General features: G+C 72.6%; 14 protein-coding genes. 9 read left to right on the top strand and 5 right to left on the bottom strand.

Going from position 1 to position 20,255, the window contains the following annotated elements; all coding sequences use genetic code 11:
• The 3 genes from HHL10_RS16655 to HHL10_RS16645 all read right to left on the bottom strand — a co-directional run bounded on the left by HHL10_RS16655 (position 1) and on the right by HHL10_RS16645 (position 5,359).
• Positions 1-1,116 carry a polyamine ABC transporter substrate-binding protein gene (locus tag HHL10_RS16655; RefSeq protein WP_169161521.1) on the bottom strand — a complete coding sequence of 372 codons (1,116 nt, stop codon included), beginning with the start codon at positions 1,114-1,116 and terminating at the stop codon, positions 1-3.
• 356 nt (positions 1,117-1,472) lie between these two features.
• Positions 1,473-4,205 (bottom strand): histidine kinase dimerization/phosphoacceptor domain -containing protein, encoded by a 2,733-nt coding sequence (locus tag HHL10_RS16650; protein ID WP_169161520.1) that lies wholly within the window; start codon positions 4,203-4,205, stop codon positions 1,473-1,475.
• Between the two features lie 164 nt (positions 4,206-4,369).
• Positions 4,370-5,359, bottom strand: coding sequence for a zinc-dependent alcohol dehydrogenase family protein (locus HHL10_RS16645; protein WP_169161519.1), 990 nt, complete (start codon positions 5,357-5,359; stop codon positions 4,370-4,372).
• 299 nt (positions 5,360-5,658) lie between these two features.
• On the opposite strand from HHL10_RS16645, the gene HHL10_RS16640 reads away from it, so the two are divergent.
• The 9 genes from HHL10_RS16640 to HHL10_RS16600 all read left to right on the top strand — a co-directional run bounded on the left by HHL10_RS16640 (position 5,659) and on the right by HHL10_RS16600 (position 17,065).
• Positions 5,659-5,964, top strand: a complete 306-nt coding sequence (locus HHL10_RS16640; RefSeq protein ID WP_169161518.1) for a hypothetical protein — start codon at positions 5,659-5,661, stop codon at positions 5,962-5,964.
• A 98-nt stretch (positions 5,965-6,062) separates the two neighbouring features.
• The gene (locus HHL10_RS16635; protein WP_375138958.1) at positions 6,063-6,806 is read left to right on the top strand and encodes an ABC transporter ATP-binding protein; all 744 of its coding nucleotides are present in this window, start codon (positions 6,063-6,065) and stop codon (positions 6,804-6,806) included.
• Entirely contained in the window at positions 6,803-9,175 is a 2,373-nt protein-coding gene (locus HHL10_RS16630; RefSeq protein WP_169161516.1) for an ABC transporter permease, read from the top strand. Before HHL10_RS16635 ends, HHL10_RS16630 begins: the two co-directional genes overlap by 4 nt.
• Before the next feature lie 3 nt (positions 9,176-9,178).
• A complete protein-coding gene (locus HHL10_RS16625) occupies positions 9,179-10,387 on the top strand; it encodes an efflux RND transporter periplasmic adaptor subunit (RefSeq protein WP_169161515.1) in 1,209 nt (402 codons plus the stop codon).
• A 242-nt stretch (positions 10,388-10,629) separates the two neighbouring features.
• Positions 10,630-11,091: a c-type cytochrome gene (locus HHL10_RS16620; RefSeq protein WP_169161514.1), complete on the top strand. Its 462-nt coding sequence runs from the start codon at positions 10,630-10,632 to the stop codon at positions 11,089-11,091.
• Positions 11,092-11,427: 336 nt separating this feature from the next.
• Positions 11,428-12,615 carry an acyltransferase family protein gene (locus tag HHL10_RS16615; RefSeq protein ID WP_169161513.1) on the top strand — a complete coding sequence of 396 codons (1,188 nt, stop codon included), beginning with the start codon at positions 11,428-11,430 and terminating at the stop codon, positions 12,613-12,615.
• 195 nt (positions 12,616-12,810) lie between these two features.
• Complete coding sequence (locus HHL10_RS16610) at positions 12,811-13,866, top strand: 6-phosphofructokinase (RefSeq protein ID WP_169161567.1); 1,056 nt, start codon at positions 12,811-12,813, stop codon at positions 13,864-13,866.
• A 104-nt stretch (positions 13,867-13,970) separates the two neighbouring features.
• Entirely contained in the window at positions 13,971-14,789 is an 819-nt protein-coding gene (locus HHL10_RS16605) for an ABC transporter substrate-binding protein (protein WP_169161512.1), read from the top strand.
• Between the two features lie 20 nt (positions 14,790-14,809).
• Complete coding sequence (locus HHL10_RS16600; RefSeq protein ID WP_169161511.1) at positions 14,810-17,065, top strand: diguanylate cyclase; 2,256 nt, start codon at positions 14,810-14,812, stop codon at positions 17,063-17,065.
• A gap of 60 nt (positions 17,066-17,125) precedes the next feature.
• Here the strand turns inward: HHL10_RS16600 and HHL10_RS16595 are convergent, their stop codons facing one another.
• Both HHL10_RS16595 and HHL10_RS16590 read right to left on the bottom strand, forming a co-directional pair.
• Entirely contained in the window at positions 17,126-19,324 is a 2,199-nt protein-coding gene (locus HHL10_RS16595) for a hybrid sensor histidine kinase/response regulator (protein WP_169161510.1), read from the bottom strand.
• A 116-nt stretch (positions 19,325-19,440) separates the two neighbouring features.
• Positions 19,441-20,139, bottom strand: coding sequence for a PEP-CTERM sorting domain-containing protein (locus HHL10_RS16590; RefSeq protein WP_169161509.1), 699 nt, complete (start codon positions 20,137-20,139; stop codon positions 19,441-19,443).
• Positions 20,140-20,255: the final 116 nt, after the last annotated feature.

The following is a 20,255-nucleotide window of genomic DNA, read 5'->3' as shown; positions in this document are numbered from 1 at the left end:
TCAGAGGCCGGTCTTGAAGGAGGTGTAGGTGCGCGTCATGAGGCGGCGCAGGTCGTTGTTGAGCGAGTTGGGCGGCACCATGCGTCCCATGTCCGCATCGGAGAGGAACACCGTCGGGTTGCTGGCCACGTCCTGCTTGACGTAGAGCCGCGAGGCCTTGTTCGGGTTGGCGTAGAAGACCTTGTTGGTCAGCGCCGCATGCACCTCGGGGCGCAGGATGTAGTTGATGAACTTGTGCGCATTGCCCGGGTGCGCGGCATCGGCCGGGATGGCCATGGTGTCGAAGAACAGCAGCCCGCCGGTGCGCGGGATCAGCACCTGGATCTTCTGGCCGGTCTTGCCGTCGATGGCGCGCTGGCGCGCGATGTTCATGTCACCCGACCAGCCCAGCGCCAGGCAGATCGAGCCCGAGGCCATGTCGTTGATGTAGCCCGAGCTGCTGAACAGCGTCACGTACGGGCGCACGCTCTTGAGCAGGTTGGCCGCGTCGGTGTAGTCGCTCGGGTTCTTGCTGAACGAGGGCTTGCCCAGGTAGTGCAGCGCCGAGGGCACGACCTCGGTGGCCGAGTCCAGGAACGACACGCCGCAGCTCTTGAGCTTGGCTGTGTACTCGGGCTTGAACACCAGGTCCCAGGCGTTGTCGGGCATCGGCAGGGCGCCCAGCGCGGCCTTGACCTTGTCGACATTGACGCCGACCGTGGTGTAGCCCCACATCCAGTCCACCAGGAAGTTGTTGCCCGGGTCCATCTTGGCCAGCTGGGCCTGCACCGTCGGGTCCAGGTTCTTCAGGTTGGGGAGCTGGTCCTTGTCGAGCTTGCGCAGCAGCCCGGCCTCGATCTGCATCTTGGCCCAGTGCGAGCCGGGCACGACGATGTCGTAGCCGGTGCGCCCGGCCACGAGCTTGGCGTGCAGGATCTCGTTGCTGTCGAAGTTGTCGTAGCGGACCTTGATCCCCGTCTCCTTCTCGAAGTTGCGGATCGTGTCCTCGGCGATGTAGTCGGACCAGTTGTAGATGTTGAGGACCTTCTCCTCCTCCTGCGCCTGTGCCCCGTGGGCACCCAGCGCCACCACCGCGGCCGCCAGCAGCGTGCGGCCCTTTTCCCAGAACCTTTTCATCGAACTACTCCCTCTGGTTTGGTATCCCGGACAAGCAGGCAGCGCTGGCCCGCGCTCCCAGGGTCGGGAGCGCGGGCCTTGATGGGTCGTGCGTGGTCACCGTGGTCCCGGGCGGACCGCCACAGGTCCGTGGCCCGGCACGTCAGCCCAGCGGTGCCGCTGGTGGAAGACGCCGCCACGCGGGGTCGTCCGGCCGGGGCTCAAGGTCGCCGGGGCTTCGGTGTTGCATCCGTCCCGTGCCGCCTTGTGACGGGAACGTGGTGCGGATTGTGCCAAACGTGAATGAACGTAACGCTTACAGCGCGTTCCAGCATGTTCCAGCGCGGGCACGCCGACAGCGGCGCTGCTGGCAGTCGCTAGGGGGTCGTGGCGGGCGGCGTGGCGGCCGCGGCAGGGCCCGCCTGCACCGGCACGTCCACGTGCCAGTGCGTGCCCGCAGCCTTGCCCAGCGCCACGGACGCATCGAGCTGGCGCGACAGCAGCGTCACCAGCCGCATGCCCAGCCCCGTGGACTCGGCCGGCTCGAAGCCCGGCGGCAGCCCGGGGCCGTCGTCCTGCACTTCCAGCACCAGGCGGCCCGGAGCGCCTTGCGCGGGATGCAGCGCGATGCGCAGCTCGCCCCGGCGGCCCGGCGTGCAGGCGTACTTCAGGGCATTGGTGACGAGCTCGGTGACGATCAGGCCCAGCGGGATGGCGGTGTCCACCGGCAGCCGCTGCGGCTGCAGCGCCAGCGTCAGGCGCACCCGCTGCTCCGCGCCGAAGGAGCGCATGAGCTGGTCGAGCAGCGTGCGCAGGTAGTCGTCGAAGTTCAGCGCCGACAGCGTGGACTGCTGGTACAGCCGCTGGTGCACCAGCGCCATGGCGCGCACGCGGTGCTCGGTCTCGCTGAACGCGGCCTGGATGGCCGGGTCCTGCAGCTGGCGGCGCTGCAGCTGCAGCAGGCTGGTGACGATCTGGAGGTTGTTCTTCACCCGGTGGTGCACCTCCTGCAGCAGCACCTCCTTTTCCGCCAGCGCCGCCTTGAGCGCCGCCTCGGCCTCGCGCCGCGCCGTCACGTCCACGTTGATGCCGATGCGCCGCAGCAGCCGCCCGTCGCTGGAGAAGTGGGCCTGCGCATGGTCGGCGATCCAGGCCCAGCCGCCCTCGGCCGTGCCCAGGCGGTACTCCAGCACGTAGCCCGGTTGCGCCGGGCTCACCTGGGCGGCCTGCCGGCGCAGCGCCGCGCGGTCCTCCGGGTGGACGTGCTGCGTGAACTCCTCGCTGCTGCCTTGTGCGGGCAGGCCCAGTGACCCGTACAGGCTGCCCACGCACTGCACCCGGCGCGTGGCCGGGTCGTAGTCGTAGGCGCCCATGCGCGCGGCTTCCAGCGCCAGGCGCAGCCGCTCCTCGCCCAGGCGCAGCGCCTCCTCGGCGCGCTTGCGCTCGGTGATGTCGATGGAGGTGCCGACGCAGATCTCGCGCCCGGACTCGTCATGCGCCAGGTACAAGTCCAGCAGCACCTCGAACAGGCTGCCGTCGCGCCGCCGCGCCGTGAACTCCATGCGCGACGTGCCGCGGGACTTCAGCTCGGCGCGGATGCGCTCGGCCACGTCCGGGTCCGCGCAGTGTTCGGTCACGGCCACGCCCGCCACCTCCTCGGGTCGCGCGTAGCCGAACTGCAGCGCGTAGGCGTCGTTGGCATAGGTGATGCGGCCCTGCGCGTTGGCGATGCTCACGCCGTTGAGCGAGTGCTGGATGGCCCCGGCCAGCAGCCGCGCCTCGGCCGTGCGCTCGGCCACGTGGCGCTCCAGCGTGCGCAGTTGCATGCGCACTGCGATGGCCGCCAGCACCGACTGCGCGATGCGCTCCAGGTTCGCGCGCTCCTGGGCCGTCCAGTGCCGGGGCTTGTCGTCCACCACGCAGAAGCTGCCCAGCACCTGGCCGTCCGGCGTGGCCAGCGGCACGCCCAGGTAGGCGCCCACGCCCGCGGGCACGGGCCGGCCGTAGCCCGGCGGCGGATGCCGCTGCGCGTCCTCCACCACCAGCGCGCCGCCGGAGGTCACCACGAACTGGCAGAACGACTCCTGCACCGGCATCTCGCGCGTCTCGGCCAGCGCCTCGGGCAGGCCGAAGGCGCTCTTGAAGAACTGCCGCCGCTCGTCCACCAGGCTGATCAGGCCCATCGGCGCGCGCAGCGACAGCGCCGCCAGCCGCGTGAAGCGGTCGAAGTCCTCCTCCGGCGGCGTGTCCATCAGCTGTGTGCGCCGCAGCGCCTCCAGCCGCTCGGGCGCGTCCAGCCGCGTTGGCATCGGCGCGGCCACGGGGCGCGGCGGCACGTCGTCGCCGATGCTGCGCCACAGCGCCGCATTGAGCTCCGTGAGCTGGCCGGCCTGGGCCTGCAGCCGCTCATTGGCCTGCCGCAGCGAGTCCCGCGCCTGCTCCAGCTCGCCGACCGTGTCGCCCAGCCGCCGCAGGCTGCGCTGCTGGCCGCGGCCGGCCCAGGCCACCAGTGCCAGCGACAGCAGGCTGCCCAGCGTGGTGCTGGCGATGGTCAGGTTCATGCTCTGCTGCACCGCCGTGTCGCGCCGGGCCAGCACGCGCAGCTCCTCCGCGTCCAGCGCGTCGAGCAGCGCCTTCACGGCCGTCAGCTCGGCGGCGGCATCGCCCTCGGCGACGCGTTCGCGCGCGGCCTCGAAGCCGGCTTCGGCCGCCTCGCGCAGCAGGTCCTGATCCAGCGCGGTCAGCGTGCGCAGCCGCTCATCGAGCTGCCTGAGCCGCTGCTGCTGCGCCGGGCTGTCGGCGGTGAGCCCCTGGAGCGAGCGCAGCCGCTCGGGCGTGCGCTGCAACGCGTCCTGGGCCGACGCCAGCCCCTCGTCGCGCGCGCTGGCCACGGGGCCGCGCACCGCGCGCGAGATCTCCAGCACGTCGCTGCGCAGCTCGGCCAGCTCCACGCGCACGCGCAGCGTGTGGGCGCGCCAGCGCACCGTGTCGCTGGCGACGTTCTGGAACCACAGCGCCACCGCGGCCATCGCCAGCAACACGGCCAGCGCGACGGCAATGGCCGGGGGTAAGGGCAGCTGCCTGGAAGGTTGTCGTTGTGGCAAGGCCATGAAGGTGGTTGCGGGAAAGTGCCGGCCGAAGACCAGGGCAAACGCTCTCCATCGGCGCCGCGTCAGGCGCATGGAGAGGTGCGATGTAACCGATTGTTTGTGAAATGTTCGTGCGCCGGCCGCGGCCGACGGCTGCCTCGAGAAAGTCCGGGCGGTGGAAGGCCTCAGGGCACGAGCACCGCCGCGCCCTGCAGCCGGCCGTGGCGCAGGTCGTCCAGCGCCTGGTTGGCCTGCTCCAGCGGGTAGGTGGTGGCTTGCACGTCCAGCGGCATGTCCGCCGCCAGGCGCAGGAACTCGTGCCCGTCCTGGCGCGTGAGGTTGGCCACCGACACCACCTGGCGCTCTTCCCACAGCAGCCGGTAGGGGAAGGCGGGGATGTCGCTCATGTGGATGCCGCCGCACACCACGCGGCCGCCCTTGCGCACCGCCTGCAGCGCGCGCGGCACCAGCTCGCCCACGGGCGCGAACAGGATCGCCGCGTCCAGCGCGCGCGGCGGCGCCTCGCCGGAGCCGCCGGCCCAGGCCGCGCCCAGCCGGCGCGCGAAGGCCTGCGCCTCGGTGTCGCCCGCGCGCGTGAAGGCGAAGACCTCGCGCCCCTGCCGCACCGCCACCTGCGTGATCAGGTGCGCCGCCGCGCCGAAGCCGTACAGCCCCAGCGTGCGCGCCGCGTCGCCGGCCGCGCGCAGCGAGCGCCAGCCGATGAGTCCCGCGCACAGCAGCGGCGCCACGTGCACCGGGTCCAGGCGCTGGCCCTGCAGCGGCAGGCAGAAGGCGGCCTCGGCGATCACGTGGCTGGCGAAGCCGCCGTCGCGGGTGTGGCCGGTGAACAGCGGCGCGTCACACAGGTTCTCGTGCCCCTCGACGCAGTAGGCGCAATGGCCGCACGTGTGGCCCAGCCACGGCACGCCCACCCGCTCGCCGGGCTGCAGCCCGTGCACGCCGGGCCCCAGCGCCTCCACCACGCCCACGATCTCGTGGCCCGGCACGATGGGAAAGCGCGTGCCGGGCAGCTCGCCGTCCACCACGTGCAGGTCGGTGCGGCACACCGCGCAGGCCAGCACCCGCAGCCGCACCTCGCCCGGGCCCGGCATGGGGTCGGCCCGCTCCTGCAGCACCAGCGGCAGGCCGGGCCGCTGCAACACCATCGCTCGCATCGGCAACTCCTTGAACCCAGCCCATTCTGGGCAGCGCAGCGCGGCATGGTCTTGAGCGGTGTCAAGCACTGCAAGCCCGGCGCGACCCATCCCGACCCGAAAGTTGCCGCTGCAACGGCAGCCGGCCGCTGCACGCGCCGGGCGGCCGTGTGGCCCGGGGTTGATCTGGATCACCGCGGAATGCGGGTGGCTCGTCAATCCTGGGGATGCGCAAGCCATCCCTCGGCCCCACAACGACAGCCTGCGCCGCAGCCCTGCGACGGCAAGGCCGCATGGCCATCAATTCCATGGAGGTGTGCATGAATGGAATCCGGTCCCGGTCGGCCCCGACGGCCCTGAAGTGGCTGGCCGCCGCGCTGCTGGCCGCGGCGGCCGTGTCGGCCCAGGCGGGCGGTGACGGCGTGGCGGCCACGCCCGCCGACAGCGCGCTGGCGGCGCCGCTGGACGCACCCGAGGCCACGCTCCAGGCCGCGCCGCCGCGCGATGGCGCCGCGCGCCGGGCCGGTGCGGCCGATACCGACCCCTTGCCCGAACCCAACGCGCTGCACCTGCTGGCGCTGCTGGCGGCCGGGCTGGTGGCCGCCTACCGGCGCAAGCTGCGCTGAGCACGGCGGCGCCGGACCGCAGTGGCCCGGCGCGCTTGATGCCCGTCAACCGATGCGCCGCTGCCGCGCGCCAAGATGGCCGCGTGCCTGCATCCCCCATCTCTTCCGAGCCGCGGGATCGCGGCCTTGAGGGCACCGAGCTGCCCGTGTTCCATGCCCGCGGCCTGAGCAAGACCTACGGCAGCGGCGCGGTCGAGGTGCGCGCGCTGCGCGAGGTCGATCTCGACATCCGCCGCGGCGAGTTCATCGTGCTGCTGGGCCCCTCGGGCAGCGGCAAGTCCACGCTGCTCAACATCCTGGGCGGCCTAGACGTGCCCAGCGCCGGCGAGCTGCGCTTCGGCGCACTGGACCTGGCCCATGCCGACGAAGGGCAGCTCACCGACTTCCGGCGCCGCCACGTCGGCTTCGTGTTCCAGTTCTACAACCTCATTCCCAGCCTGACGGTGCGCGAGAACGTGGCGCTGGTCACCGACATCGCCACCAACCCCATGCCCATCGACGAGGCGGTGGACCGCGTCGGCCTGACGCCGCGGCGCGACCACTTCCCGGCGCAGCTCTCCGGCGGCGAACAGCAGCGCGTGGCCATCGCGCGCGCCATCGCCAAGCGCCCCGACGTGCTGTTGTGCGACGAGCCCACCGGCGCGCTGGACGTGCACACCGGCAAGCTGGTGCTGGAGGTCATCGGCGGCGTGCACCGCGACACCGGCACCACCACCCTCGTCATCACGCACAACGCCGCCATCGCCGCCATGGCCGACCGCGTCTTCTACATGGGCGACGGGCGGCTGCAGCGCGTGGAGGTCAACACGCGCAAGACCCCGGCGTCGGAGCTGGTGTGGTGAAGGCCCTCAACGTCAAGCTGCTGCGCGACCTGCGCCGCATGTGGAGCCAGGCGCTGACCATCGCGCTGGTGGTGGCCAGCGGCGTGGGCGGCTTTCTCACCAGCCTCTCGGCCGTGGACTCGCTGGCCTGGGCGCGCGACAGCTACTACGCCGAGGGCCGCTTCGCCGACGTGTTCGCGGTGCTCAAGCGCGCGCCCGACGCGCTGGAGGAGAGCCTGCGCGCGCTGCCCGGCGTGGCCGAGGTGCAGACCGGCGTCGAGGCCATGGTGCGGGTGGAGATCCCGGGGCTGCCCGACCCGGTCATCGGCCAGCTCGTCGGGCTGGAGCTGCGCGCGCCGCAGCGCCTCAACCGCGTCAGCGTCAGCGCTGGCCAGCCGCTGCAGCCCGACGGCGGCGGCCAGCGCGACGGCGCCATCCCCGCGCTGGTGTCGGAGGGCTTCGCCAAGGCACGCCAGCTGAAATTCGGCGACACGCTGGGCGTGCTGGTCAACGGGCGCCAGCGCCAGCTGCGCATCGTCGGCACCGCGCTGTCGCCGGAGTTCATCTTCGCCGGGCTGTGGGGCATGCCGGACCAGCGCGGCTACGGCGTGTTCTGGATCGACCGCGAGGTGCTGGAAGCGGCCTACGACCTGCGCGGCGCCTTCAACCGCGTGACGGTGCGGCTGGCGCCGGGCGCATCCGAGCCCACCGTGATCGCCGCGCTGCAGCAGCGGCTGGCGCCCTATGGCGGGCGCGACGTGGTCGGCCGCGCCAACCAGAGCTCGCACGTGATGCTGGACGACGAGATCAAGTCCCAGCGCGTGTTCGGCACCGTGCTGCCGGCCATCTTCCTGGGCGTGGCGGCCTTCCTGCTCAACGTCGTGGTGTCGCGCCTGGTGAGCACGCAGCGCGAGCAGATCGCCGCGCTCAAGGCGCTGGGCTACCCCAACGTCGCCATCGCGCTGCACTACCTCAAGCTGGTGCTGCTGATCGTGGCGCTGGGGCTGCTGCTGGGCCTGCTGCTGGGCGAGCGGCTGGGGGCGATGTTCACCGCGCTGTACGCCGAGTTCTACCGCTTCCCGCGCTTCGAGCACCGCGTCGCGCCGGGGCTGATGGCCTTGAGCGCGGCCATCACCGCCGCCACCGCGGTGCTGGGCACGCTGGGGGCGATCCTGGCCACGGTGCGGCTGGCGCCGGCCGAGGCCATGCGCCCGCCTGCGCCCGGGCGCTACCGGCGCACGCTGCTGGAGCGGCTGGGCGTGCGGCGCCTGGCGCCGGCGCTGCGCATGGTGCTGCGCAACATGGAGCGGCGGCCGCTGCGCACGGCGCTGTCCGTGGGCGGCATCGCCGCGGCGGTGGCCATCACCATCCTGGGCAACTTCCTGCGCGACGCCATCGAGGAGGTGGTGGACACGCAGTTCACCCTGTCGCTGCGCGGTGACGTGTCGGTGTGGCTCAACGACCCGGTGGACGACGCCGCACGGCTGGAGCTGGCGCGGCTGCCGGGCGTGCTGGGCGTGGAGTCCACGCGCTTCGTGCCGGTGGACTTCAGCCACGGCCAGCGCCGCGAGCGCGGGCTGATCCGCGGCTACGCGCCGCGCGCCGAGCTCTACCGCGTCATCGACGTGCACCGGCGCCAGGTGCTGCTGGACCAGCGCGGCCTGGTGCTCACCGACCGCCTGGCCGACAAGCTGGGCGTGCGCCCCGGCGACACGGTGCGCGCCGAGGTGCTGGTGGGCCGGCCGCGCACGCTGGAGCTGACGGTGGCGGGCACGGTGTCCGAGATGATGGGCCTCAACGCCTACATCGACCGCCGCGAGCTCAACCGGCTGCTGGGCGAGGGCGACCTCAGCGGCGGCTTCGTGCTGTCGGTGCAGCGCGGCAGCGAGGCCGCGCTGCTGGAGGCCACCAAGCGCATCCCGCGCATCGCCGGCGCCTTCAGCAAGGCCACCATGCTGCGCAACATGGAGGAGATCAGCGCCCGCAACGTGCGCATCATGAGCACGTTGCTGACCACCTTCGCCGTGGTGATCGCGGTGGGCGTGGTCTACAACAACGCGCGCATCGCGCTGGCCGAGCGCGGCTGGGAGCTGGCCAGCCTGCGCGTGCTGGGCTTCACGCGCGCGGAGGTGTCGGCGCTGCTGCTGGGCGAGCTGGCCCTGGCCATCGCCGTGGCGATCCCGCTGGGGATGCTGCTGGGCTACGGGTTGACGCATGGCGTGGCCGAGGCGCTCAAGAGCGACCATTTCTACTTCCCGCCGGTGATCCGCGCGCGGACCTACGCCTGGGCGGCCCTCGCGGTGGTGGCCGCGGGCCTGGGCAGCGCACTGGTGGTGCGCCGGCGCATCGACCGGCTGGACATGGTGGCGGTGCTCAAGACAAGGGACTGACCGATGAAACGCAAGACATGGGCCTTCACCCTCGCCGGCGTGGCCGTGGCGCTGCTGGCGCTGGCCTGGGCCTTCGCGCCGCGGCCCACGCCGGTGGAGACGGCCCAGGTCACGCAGGGCCGCTTCGAGGCCAGCATCGAGGAGGAAGCCAAGACGCGGGTGCGCGACCGCTACGTCGTCAGCGCGCCGCTGGCCGGCGAGCTGCAGCGCATCGCCCTGCGCGAGGGCGACGCGGTGCGCCCCGGCGACGCGCTGGCGCTGCTCACGCCGGTGCTGCCCGTGCTGCAGGACGAGCGCACGCTGCGCGAGCAGCAGGCGCGGGTGGAGATGGCACAGGCGGCCCTGGAGCGCGCCGGCGCGCGCATCGCCCGGGCCCAGGTCGGCCTGCAGCAGGCGCGCAACGAGCTGGAGCGCAGCGAGGCGCTGGCGCGGCAGGGCTTTATTTCGCCGGCCAAGCTCGATGGCGACCGGCTGGCGCTGCGCGCGGCGCAGCAGGACCTGGAGACCGCGCAGCAGGACCGCCATGTCGCCGGGCACGAGGTGGAGCAGGCGCGCGCCGCGCTGACCGCGGTGCAGCGCGGGCCCGCGGCCGGCGGCGGGCGCACCTTCGTGCTGCGCGCCCCGGTGGCTGGGCGCGTGCTGCGCGTGGCGCAGCCCAGCGAGGCCACGGTCGCGGCCGGCACGCCGCTGCTGGAACTGGGCGACACCGCGCGGCTGGAAGTGGTGGCGGAACTGCTCACCACCGACGCTCTCAAGGCCGCGCCGGGCAGCCGGGTGCTGATCGAGCGCTGGGGCGGCGCCGGCATGCTCGAAGGCCGGGTGCGGCTGGTGGAGCCGGCCGCCTTCACCAAGGTGTCGGCCCTGGGCGTGGAGGAACAGCGCGTGCGCGTGCTCATCGACCTCACCAGCGACCCGGCGCAGTGGCAGGCCCTGGGCGACGGCTACCGGGTGGGCGTGCGCGTCATCACGCAGGCGGTGGACGGCGCGGTGCAGGTGCCCGTGGGCGCGGTGTTTCCGGTGGAGGACGAGGGCGTGATGGCGGTGTACCGCCTCGACGGCCGCCGGGCCCGGCTGCAGCCGGTGGAGATCGCGGCGCGCAACGGCGCGCAGGCCTGGGTCAGGAGCGGGCTCAAGCCGGGACAGGAGGTCGTCATCTACCCCTCCAGCGCGGTGAAGGACGGTGGCAAGGTGCAGCCGCGCAAGGTGTCCTGAGCAACGGCGGCCGGGGATTGGTCGGTAAGGCTGGATAAACGTCGTGCCGTGTGAGGAAATTGTCCAGCTCCGCTGAACAATCCCGCCCCGGCCCGGCCCGGCCCGGCCCGGCCCGGCCCGGGTTGGCCCGGGGCTCCCGTTGCTTGATCCTGCGCAAGCCGCGCGGCGCCGCCGGCGTTACGTTCCCATCGCCGCCTGCCAGCGGCCGGCGGCCGTTGCGGCTGCCAGTGAGAGGAGACGCCATGACCACGCTTTCTTCGACGCGCTGCCGCACCCTGGCCGCGCTGGTGCTGGTGAGCGGGGCGCTCGGCGGCTGCGCCCAGCGCGGTACCCCGGCCGCGGCGCCGCCCGAGGCCGCGACGGCCGACACCGCCTGGGGCCGCCAGCTGTTCCAGACGCATTGCGCGCGCTGCCATGGCGAGGATGCGCGCGGCACGGCGCGCGCGCCGGACCTGCTGCCGCGCGTGGCCGGCATGAGCGAGGCGCGCTTTACCGAGGCGGTGCTGCGCCGCTACTCCTGGACCATCGCCGCCACCGACGCCGCCAGCCCCGACGCCGCGCGCCAGGCGCTGCTGGGCGGGGTGCTGCAGCCGCGTCCCGACCCCAGCACGATGCCGGCCTGGGAGCATGACCTCACGGTGCGCTCGGGCGTCGGCCAGCTCTATCGCTACCTGGACGCCGAGGCCCGGCGCGCGCAGCGCTGAAGCTCGTGCAGCCTTGCACGCGCGCCCCGGCGGCCCCGCGAACCGGGACGCCCTCCGGCCGCGCCGTGCCCCGTTGCGGGCGTTGCGCCGCGAGCGAAACCCTGATCCCAGGGATGCGCGGCGCGCCGGCGCGATTTCCTTCTTCTCCTAGACTGGTCCGGCCTATTTCACCGTTCCGGTAATCAGGCCCGGGCGATGAATGCGGCTGCTGGCGGGCCGTGAAATCGAGACCGGATGCTCATGGCCACGAATCAACCGACTCGTGCGCCGCCCCTGAATTGCACTGGTGCAGCCGGGCGGGCCGGGCATAACTACCGCGGCACAGGAGGGGAATCCATGGGAGCGAACAAGAGCGGCGCGCTGCACCTCGACTTTCTGGACGGCATCCGCGGCTTGGCCGCGCTGTACGTGGTGCTGCACCACGTCTGGCTGGGGGCTTACGGCAGGTTCACCGCCTCGCCGCTGTGCAGCATCTGCCTGGACGCGCCCTGGTGGACGCAATGGCTGCGCTGGGGGCACCTGGCGGTGGTGGTCTTCATCGTGGTCAGTGGTTTTTCTCTCGGGCTGGCGCCACTGAAAAATGATTTTCGATTTCCCGGTGGATTCAAGGACTATATTCACCGGCGCGCCGTGAGAATCGTGCCGCCATATTGGGTGGCATTATTATTTTCCTGCTTGGTCGCCATTTATTTCACGGGTTCCTATACCGGCGTGGTGGTCGATGCCCGGGCGGTGCTGGCGCACCTGTTCCTGGTCAACAACGTCGTTGACAGCGCCAAGCCCAACGGCGTGTTCTGGTCCATTGCCGTCGAGTGGCAGATCTACTTCCTGTTCCCGCTGCTGCTGCTGGCCTGCCGCTGGCTGAGCCTGCGCGCCATGCTCATCGGCACGGTGGCGCTGGTGCTGCTGACCTTCACCGTGGCCATCCAGCACGAGCGCATCGCCGCGCTGCTGGGCCTGCCGGCGGGCTCGCTGGCGGTGCTGGCCAAGCTGTTGTACTTCCGCCCGCATTTCCTGGCGCTGTTCGCCTTCGGCGTGGCCGCGGCCCATGTGCACGTGGGCCGCGCCGAGGGGCCGCGGCTGCCTTGGGGCCCGCTGGGCACGCTGCTGACCACCGTGACGCTGGCGCTGCTGTGGCTGGTGCCCACGGCGTCCTTCGAGCGGGAGTTCATCTGGATCGACCTGCTCACCGGGATGTCCACCGCCGCCGTCCTGGCCGGCTTCGCCCAGCGCCGCAGCACCGTGGCGCGGCTGCTCGGCAGCCGGCTGCCCGGCTGGCTGGGCCAGTCCTCCTACAGCCTGTACCTGATCCACGCGCCCATCCTCGAAATCATCCTGCTCGGCGTGCTGCTGCCGCTGGGCCTGGGTGCCAACGCGCTGTTCCTGCTGGCGCTGCTGGTGATCGTGCCGGTGTGCGTGCTGGCCGCCCGCGGTTTCTGGCGGGTGTTCGAGCTGCCCTTCATGCGGCACCGTACCCTGCATGGCCTGCGCAGCGCCTTCCTGCGCTGGCGCGCCGCGGCCTGAGCGCCGACCTGCGCTTGCTCCTGTGTGTTCAGCCGCCGTTCACCGGCGGCTTTTTTTCGCCCGTACCTCTGGCGGCCCGCGCCGCCGCGCCGGGCTGAGCATCGTCAGCGTCCGGGCCATGCGCCGGTGATAGGCTCGTCGCGGTCAAGCCCGCGGCTGCGGGTTGGTACGGGATTCAACGAAAGGTCGATGGTCATGCGAGTGGGAGTGCTCACCGGCGGGGGCGACGGGCCCGGGCTCAATGCGGTGATCCGCGCGGTCACCAAGTCGCTCATCCGCCATTGCAATGCGCAGGTGGTGGGCATCGAGGAGGGCTTCGCCGGCCTGATGGACGGGCGTGTGCGGCAGCTGGACTGGCGCGCCGTGAGCGGTCTGATCCACCTGGGCGGCACGGTGCTGGGCACCAGCAACCGCCGCAACCCGCTGCTGGAGGGCGAGGAGGGCGCGCAGCGCGTGATCGAGAGCGCGCGGGCGCTGGGGCTGGATGCCGTGGTGGCCGTGGGCGGCGACGGCACCATGGCCATCGCCCAGGCGCTGTGGCAGCGCGGGCTGGCCATGGTGGGCGTGCCCAAGACCATCGACAACGACATCGTCGGCTGCGAGCGCAGCTTCGGCTTCGACACCGCCGTGGCCATCGCCACCGAGGCGCTGGAGCGGCTGCAGACCACCGGCCAGGCGCATGGCCGCGTGATGCTCCTGGAGACCATGGGCCGCGACGCGGGCTGGATCGCGCTGGAGTCGGGCATCGCCGCCGCGGCCGACGTGATCCTGCTGCCCGAGATCCCCTACGACATCGAGGCCGTCGCCGCGGTGTGCCGCGAGCGCGAGTCGCGCCAGCGCTTCACCGTGATCAGCGTGGCCGAGGGCGCCCGCGCGCGCGGCGGCGACGTGGTGGTGCAGGAGCGCATCGAGGGCCGCGACGAGCCGGTGCGGCTGGGCGGCGTCGCGCATGTGCTGGCCGCGCAGCTGCAGTCGCGCATCAGCTCCGAGGTGCGGGCCACGGTGCTGGGCCATGTGCAGCGCGGCGGCGCGCCCACCGCCTTCGACCGCGTGCTGGCCACGCGCTACGGCAACGAGGTAGCGCAGCTGGTGTGCCGCGGCGAGTTCGGCCGCATGGTGACGCTGCAGGGCGGCGAGCTCACCAGCGTGGCGCTGGACGCGGTGGCGCAGGGGCGGCGCAGCATCCCGCCGGAGCACCCGCTGCTCGATTGCGCGCGCCAGATCGGCGTGAGCCTGGGCGAGCCGGCTTGAGCAGCGCCAGCCCGGAGCCGGCAAAAAAGCCGGCCCGCACCCTCAATAACGCGCCGGGACTGCCGAAGGAAGGGATATCCCTGACTGAAAGTGCCCGAGGCCGGATGTCGCCCGCCATTTCCCGCATCTCCGCTGCCTGCCTGCTGGCGCTGGGTTCGCTGTTCCACGGCGTGGCCCCGGCTGCGCCGGCCACGGCGGCAGGCCACCTGGAGCGCGTGCGCCAGGCCGGCGAGGTGCGCGTGTGCATCTGGCCCGACTACTACGGCATCTCCTACCGCCATCCGGTGACGCAGCAGCTCAGCGGCATCGACGTGGACCTGGCACAGGAGCTGGGCAAGGACCTGGGCGTGAAGGTGCAGTTCGTGGACAGCAGCTTCGCGAGGCTGTTCGACGACGTGCTGGGCGAGCGCTGCGACGTGGCGATGTTCGCCATCGGCGTCACGCCCGCGCGCCAGGAGAAGCTGCGCTTCACCGCGCCGCACCTGGCCAGCGACATCTACGCCGTCACCACGCGCAGCAACCGGCGCATTCGCGCCTGGGACGACATCGACCGCCCCGGCGTGATCGTGGCCGTGGCCAAGGGCACGCTGCACGAGCCGGTGATGCGCGAGAAGCTGCGCCAGGCGCAGCTGGCGGTGCTGGACACGCCGCACGCGCGCGAGCAGGAAGTCGAATCCGGCCGCGCCGACGTGTTCATGACCGACTTTCCCTACAGCCGCCGCATGCTCGCCGGCACCGACTGGGCGCGGCTGGTGGCGCCGTCCGCCACCTACCACGTCACGCCCTATGCCTGGGCCGTGGCGCCGGGTGACGAGCGCTGGCTCCAGCAGCTCGACGCCTTCGTGGCGCGCATCAAGCGCGACGGCCGGCTGCTGGCCGCCGCGCGCCGCCACGGGCTGGACCCCATCGTCATCACCCGCTGAAGTTCGGCCGGGGCCTGGCCATGCGCGTGAAGTGGAGCCGGCTGGCGGACGTGTCGATCGTCGCGGCCATCGTGCTGGTGGCCCTGGCGGCGCTGGGCGCCCTGGTCTACCACCGCCAGCGCCTGGAGCAGGACCAGCTGGCGGCGCACCGGCAGATGGCGGTGCAGGAGGCGCGCCACAACGGCCACCTCTTCGGCCAGACGCTCAATACCGTGGAGCTCTCGCTGCGCGGGCTGCTGCAGGCGGAGGCCCAGGGCATGGCGGCCCCCGCGCGCGAGCAGCGCCTGCGGGAGCTGCTGCACAACGCGCCGCACCTGCGCTCGCTGTCGCTGGTGGACGCGGGCGGCACCGTGGTGGCGAGCTCCAACCCGGCCAACCTCGGCGCGCGAGTGGACTTGCACGCCTTCCTGCCCGAGGCGGAAGCCGTCGAGCCGGTGCTGCGCCTGGGGGCGGCGCGGGCCGGGCGCGACCTGGCGGACGGCCGGGCGCCGGCCGGTGACGGGGCGGCCGGCGACCCGGGCTTCGTGCCCGTGGCGCTGGGCGACGGCCGGGGGCGGTTGAGCGCGCTGGCCACGCTCAACATGGACTTCTTCCTCAACCGCCTGATGTCGCGCGATGCCGAGCCGCCCTGCGTGGTGGACCTGCTGCGCTACGACGGCGCGCCGCTGCTGAGCACGCGCGAGAGCGAGCCGCCGGCCTGGCGCGCGGCCAACCTGGAGCTGGTGCGGCGCTGGCATGAGGGCGCCGAGATCGGGACGCTGGTACAGCCCATGGAGGGCCTGGGCCCGTGGATCACGGCCTACCGCGGCGACCGCACACGCCCCTTTGCCGTGGTGGCGCGCGTGGAGCAGGCCCAGGCGCTGGCCGGCGCGCGCGACGAGGCGCGGCGCCAGGCCCTGGTGGTGCTGCCGCTGGTGCTGCTGGCCGCGGGCGGACTGCTGGCCGGCTACCGGCTGTTCCGGGGAGCGACGTTGCGGCGCATGCAGGACCATGCCGAGCAGGCCGAGCACCTGGGCCGGCTGCTCGATGCGCTGCCCGCCAGCGTGCTGCTGTTCGGCGCTGACGGCGGGCCGCGCGGCGTCAACCAGGCCTGGCGCGCCATGGCGCGCGGCAGCGCGCTGGCCGAGCCGCCGGAAGGGCTGCACCTGGACACCCTGGCCGGCCTGCTGCAGCCCGATGAGGACGAGGGGGCCGGGCTGCGCGAGGGCATCGAGGACGTCCTGGCCGGCCGCCACGAGGCCTTCGAGGGCATCTTCAGGACGGCGGTGCCTCACGGGCCGCGCTGGTTCCGCATCCTGGTGCGCCCGCTGTACTGCGCGGGCGAGCGCTGCGCGCTGGTGCTGCAGCTGGACGTGACCGACCAGCGCCGCAACGCCGAGGAGCTGCGCCTGGCCAGCCGCGTCTTCGCCATCAATGCCGAGGCCATCGTCATCACCGACGCGGCCAACCGCATCGTGTCGGTGAACCCCGCCTTCACCCGCATCACCGGCTACACGGCGGAGGAGGTGCTGGGCCACACGCCCTCGCTGCTCGGTTCGGGCGAGCACGACGCGGCCTTCTTCCAGGCGCTGTGGCACGAGCTGCTGACGGCGGGGACCTGGGCGGGCGAGATCGTGAACCGCCGCAAGGACGGCGAGGCCTACACCGCGTGGCAGGTCATCACCGTGGACCGCGACGCGGAAGGGCGGCCGCGCCACTACGTGGGCGTGTTCCAGGACATCAGCGCCCGCAAGCGGCAGGAGCGGGAGCTGCAGCGCCTGGCCACCACCGACGCGCTCACCGGCGTGCTCAACCGGCGCGCTTTCCTGGACGAGCTGGGGCAGGAGCTGGCGCGCTTCCGGCGCCACGGGCGTGCCGGCGCACTGCTGATGCTGGACCTGGACCATTTCAAGCAGGTCAACGACCGCCATGGCCATGCCGTGGGCGACGCGGTGCTGGTGCGGCTGTGCATGGTGCTGCGCGAGCGGCTGCGGCGCACCGACCATGTCGGCCGCCTCGGCGGCGAGGAGTTCGCCGTGCTGCTGCCCGAAACCGGGGTGGAAGAGGCCTGGGCGCTGGCGCAGGCGCTGCGCCAGGCGGTGGCGGCGCAGCGCGTTCCCACCGCGGACGCCGCGGTGGCGGTGGGCGTGACGGTAAGCATCGGCCTGGCCCCGTTCCGTCCGGGCGAGACTGACCCCGCGCCGCTGCTGGTCCGGGCCGACGAGGCGCTCTACCAGGCCAAGGCGCAGGGGCGTGATCGGGTGGTGCGGGTGGCGGAGGCGGCGGCCGGGGCGTGAGGCGCCGTCACTGGGTGTGGTTGGCCGGGCCGATGGCGGGGCTTGTCCTGGCTGCGCGCCTCAGCCCGGCCGTCCCGCGTCCTGCACCGCCGCCGGGCTGCCGCGGCTGCCGCCGTGGCTCCAGGCGTCGAGCACCGCCTCCTCGAAGCTGCGCAGGTCGAACGGCTTCTGCAGGAAGGCGTCGAAGCCGGCCGCCGCGGCCGCCTCGCGCGTGCGCGTGTCGCCGTAGCCGGTGAGCGCGATCAGCACCACCGCCGCCGGGCTGCGCAGCGCGCGGATGCGCCGCGCCACTTCCAGCCCGTCGATGCCCGGCAGCCCGATGTCCAGCAGCGCCACCTCGGTCTGCTGGCCCTGCACCAGCGCCACGGCGCTTTCGCCGTCCACCGCGCACACCACCTGGTGGCCGGCCAGGCGCAGCAGCGAGCTGGTCATCTCCTCCACGTCGCGGTTGTCCTCCACCAGCGCGATGCGCAGCGGCTTGAGCCGCATCACGCCCTCGGCCGCCGGCGCGCCTTCGGTCTCGGCCGCCACGGCGGGCAGCCGCACGATGAAGGTGGCGCCGCGGTCCACGCCCTCGCTGTGCGCCTGCACCGTGCCGCCGTGCAGCTCCACCAGGCGCCGCACCACGTGCAGGCCCAGGCCCAGGCCGCCCTGCGCGCGGTCCATGCTGCGCTCGCCCTGCGAGAAGGGCTCGAAGATGCGCGGCAGCAGCTCCGGCGCCAGGCCGCTGCCGTTGTCGCTGAAGGCCAGCTCGGCCTGGCCCTCGTGCTCGCGCAGGCTGATGCGCAGCTGCCCGTCCTTGCGCGCGTACTTGGCGGCGTTGTCCACCAGGTTGGAAATGATCTGCTCGATGCGCGTCTCGTCGGCACGCACCAGCACCGGCTGCAGCTCGGTGCCGATGCGCAGTTGCGCCGTGCGCCCGGCCTGCTCGAACAGCTGCAGCACGCGGCGCACGGCCTGCGCCAGGTCCAGCGCCTTCGGCTCCAGCCGCACGTTGCCGCTGGACAGCCGCGCGGCGTCGAGCAGCTCGTCCACCATGCGCACCATGTGGCCCACCTGCCGCTCCAGCACCTCGCGCGCGCGCTTCTCGCCCTCGGGCGTGACGCGCGGCATGCCCAGCACCGCGGTGGCGGAGCGGATGGCCGCCAGCGGGTTGCGCAGCTCGTGCGCGAGCATGGCCAGGAATTCGTCCTTGGCCTTGGCCAGGCGCTCGGCCTGCACCAGCGCGCTGGCCAGGTCCGCCAGCGCCTGGCGCAGCGCCTGGCGCGCGGCCTCGGCCTCGCGGATGGGCAGCCGCTGCGGCGCCGGCAGGGCATGGCCGCCGGACTGCGCCAGCGCCGCCAGCGGCTCCAGCGAGTCGATGATGCGTCGCCCCAGCATCAGCGCGATGCCCAGCGCCACCAGCATCGCCACGGCCAGCCCGCCGGCCGTCAGCAGTGCGGGCAGCTGCAGCGCCGCCTCGATCCTCTCGGCCGGCACGCCCGTGCCCAGCACCCACGACGAGGTGCGCAGTCGGCTGAAGGCGATGTGGAAGCGCTGGCCTTCCAGGCCGGGGCTGTCGAAGCTGCCCTCCTGGCGCCCGAGCGTGCTCTCCCAATACTCGGTGCGCGAGGTCTTGCCGACCCACTGCGCGTGGTTGAGGGTGCGGGCGATGATGCGCCCCTGGCGGTCGTTGAGCGTCAGCGTCGCGCCGTCGGCGATCGGGTAGGCGCGCAGGAAGTCGAGCCAGGCGCGGTCGTCCATGGCCACGTACACGGCGCGCACCACGCGGCCCTCGCGCACCACGGGCGTGACGATGAAGGTGTGGAAGCCGGCACCGTCCAGCCCGGGCACGAGGTCGGAGACGACGGTGCCGCGCTGCGCCAGCACCCGCTGCAGCGTGGTGCCGTCCACTTCCAGCCGCTCCAGCCGGCCGGCGCGGTGCACGTCCACCACGGGCTGGCCCTCGGCGTCGATCACGCCCGCCGCCGTCCACAACGGGAAGCTCTGCAGCAGCCACTGCAGCGTGGCCCGGGCCTGCGGCGCCGGCACCGCGCCGTCGGCCACGCCGCCGGTGAAGGCCAGGCCTTCGAGCATGCGCGTGGTGCCCTGGATCTCGTTGTCCAGCGCCAGCCGCAGCGCGCTCACGCGCTCCAGGTAGCGCTGCGCATGCACCTCGCGCTGCGCCTGGCCCAGCGCGTAGATGGAGGAGCCGGCCAGCAGCGCCAGCGGTGCCACCACCGCCGACATCATCAACACGAGCTGCGCACGGATTCGCATGGAGGCTGCCTCGTGGGCCCAAACCGGCTGGCAGCCTATCACCGCGCCGCACGAAAAAAGGCGGATGCGGCCGTTGTGGCCGCATCCGCCTCGTAGCGGGTGATGCGCGACGCTGCTTACGCGGCGCGGGCCGCGTCCGGGCGGCGCCGCCGTCCGCCCAGCCAGGCGCTCATGCCCAGGCCCAGCCCGGCCAGCGCCAGCGAGCCGGGCTCGGGCACCGGCGCCACCGGCCCGGCGATCACCTGGCCCTCGTCGTTGAGGCGGTACCAGGCCGGCGAGGCGTTGCTGAGCGAGTTGGCGGGCACGAAGGTCTGGAACTGGTCATTGATGAGAAAACCGACCTCGGCGACGGACGGGTCGCTGATGTCGCCGTAGAAGAAGCCGAACTGCCCTTCGCCCGGCGCCAGGGCGTACTGGTCGGAGCGCAGCACGAGCTGGAAGGTGCTGCGCACCGAGTAGTTCTCGCTGAAGTGCCCCATGCCCTGCCAGGTGACGATCATCTGGCCCGCCGTGGTGGTGTTGATGTAGACGTTGGACAGCGGGTCGTTGCGGGAGTCCAGGTCGGTGTGGAGCACGCTGAACTGGTCGAATTCGAAGAAGGAGGCAAAGCCGTTGCTGTGGACGAAGATGTCCGAGACGGCCAGGCCGGCGATCGTCTGCCCGGCGCCCGGGAAGCCGACGTCGATGCCGCAGTCGTCACAGTTGCTCAGCGTGGCATTGGCCGTGCCGAAGTCCGAGGTGTAGAGCGCGGCCTGGGCGGCATGGGTGCCGAGCAGCGCGGTGGCCAATACCAAAGGCTTGATCAAGTTCTTCATGGCTTTCCCCTCAATGGCTGAAACGGATCGCCCGTGGTGAAGCGTCCGGGCGGGCGCTTTTAGCAACTCGTGTGCCCCGGAAAAGAAAGCCAAAAAATCTATCGAAATCAACGACT

The sequence above is a fragment of the Azohydromonas caseinilytica genome, from assembly GCF_012927045.1.
GTDB lineage: Bacteria > Pseudomonadota > Gammaproteobacteria > Burkholderiales > Burkholderiaceae_C > Azohydromonas > Azohydromonas caseinilytica.
Note: the sequence above shows the minus strand (reverse complement) of the source record. Positions and strands in the feature narration are given on the sequence as shown.

Coding starts and splice junctions, on each gene's coding strand:
- HHL10_RS16655 (WP_169161521.1), bottom strand. CDS start 1,116: ATGAAAAGGTTCTGGGAAAAGGGCCGCACGCTGCTGGCGGCCGCGGTG.
- HHL10_RS16650 (WP_169161520.1), bottom strand. CDS start 4,205: ATGGCCTTGCCACAACGACAACCTTCCAGGCAGCTGCCCTTACCCCCG.
- HHL10_RS16645 (WP_169161519.1), bottom strand. CDS start 5,359: ATGCGAGCGATGGTGTTGCAGCGGCCCGGCCTGCCGCTGGTGCTGCAG.
- HHL10_RS16640 (WP_169161518.1), top strand. CDS start 5,659: ATGAATGGAATCCGGTCCCGGTCGGCCCCGACGGCCCTGAAGTGGCTG.
- HHL10_RS16625 (WP_169161515.1), top strand. CDS start 9,179: ATGAAACGCAAGACATGGGCCTTCACCCTCGCCGGCGTGGCCGTGGCG.
- HHL10_RS16620 (WP_169161514.1), top strand. CDS start 10,630: ATGACCACGCTTTCTTCGACGCGCTGCCGCACCCTGGCCGCGCTGGTG.
- HHL10_RS16615 (WP_169161513.1), top strand. CDS start 11,428: ATGGGAGCGAACAAGAGCGGCGCGCTGCACCTCGACTTTCTGGACGGC.
- HHL10_RS16610 (WP_169161567.1), top strand. CDS start 12,811: ATGCGAGTGGGAGTGCTCACCGGCGGGGGCGACGGGCCCGGGCTCAAT.
- HHL10_RS16605 (WP_169161512.1), top strand. CDS start 13,971: ATGTCGCCCGCCATTTCCCGCATCTCCGCTGCCTGCCTGCTGGCGCTG.
- HHL10_RS16600 (WP_169161511.1), top strand. CDS start 14,810: ATGCGCGTGAAGTGGAGCCGGCTGGCGGACGTGTCGATCGTCGCGGCC.
- HHL10_RS16595 (WP_169161510.1), bottom strand. CDS start 19,324: ATGCGAATCCGTGCGCAGCTCGTGTTGATGATGTCGGCGGTGGTGGCA.
- HHL10_RS16590 (WP_169161509.1), bottom strand. CDS start 20,139: ATGAAGAACTTGATCAAGCCTTTGGTATTGGCCACCGCGCTGCTCGGC.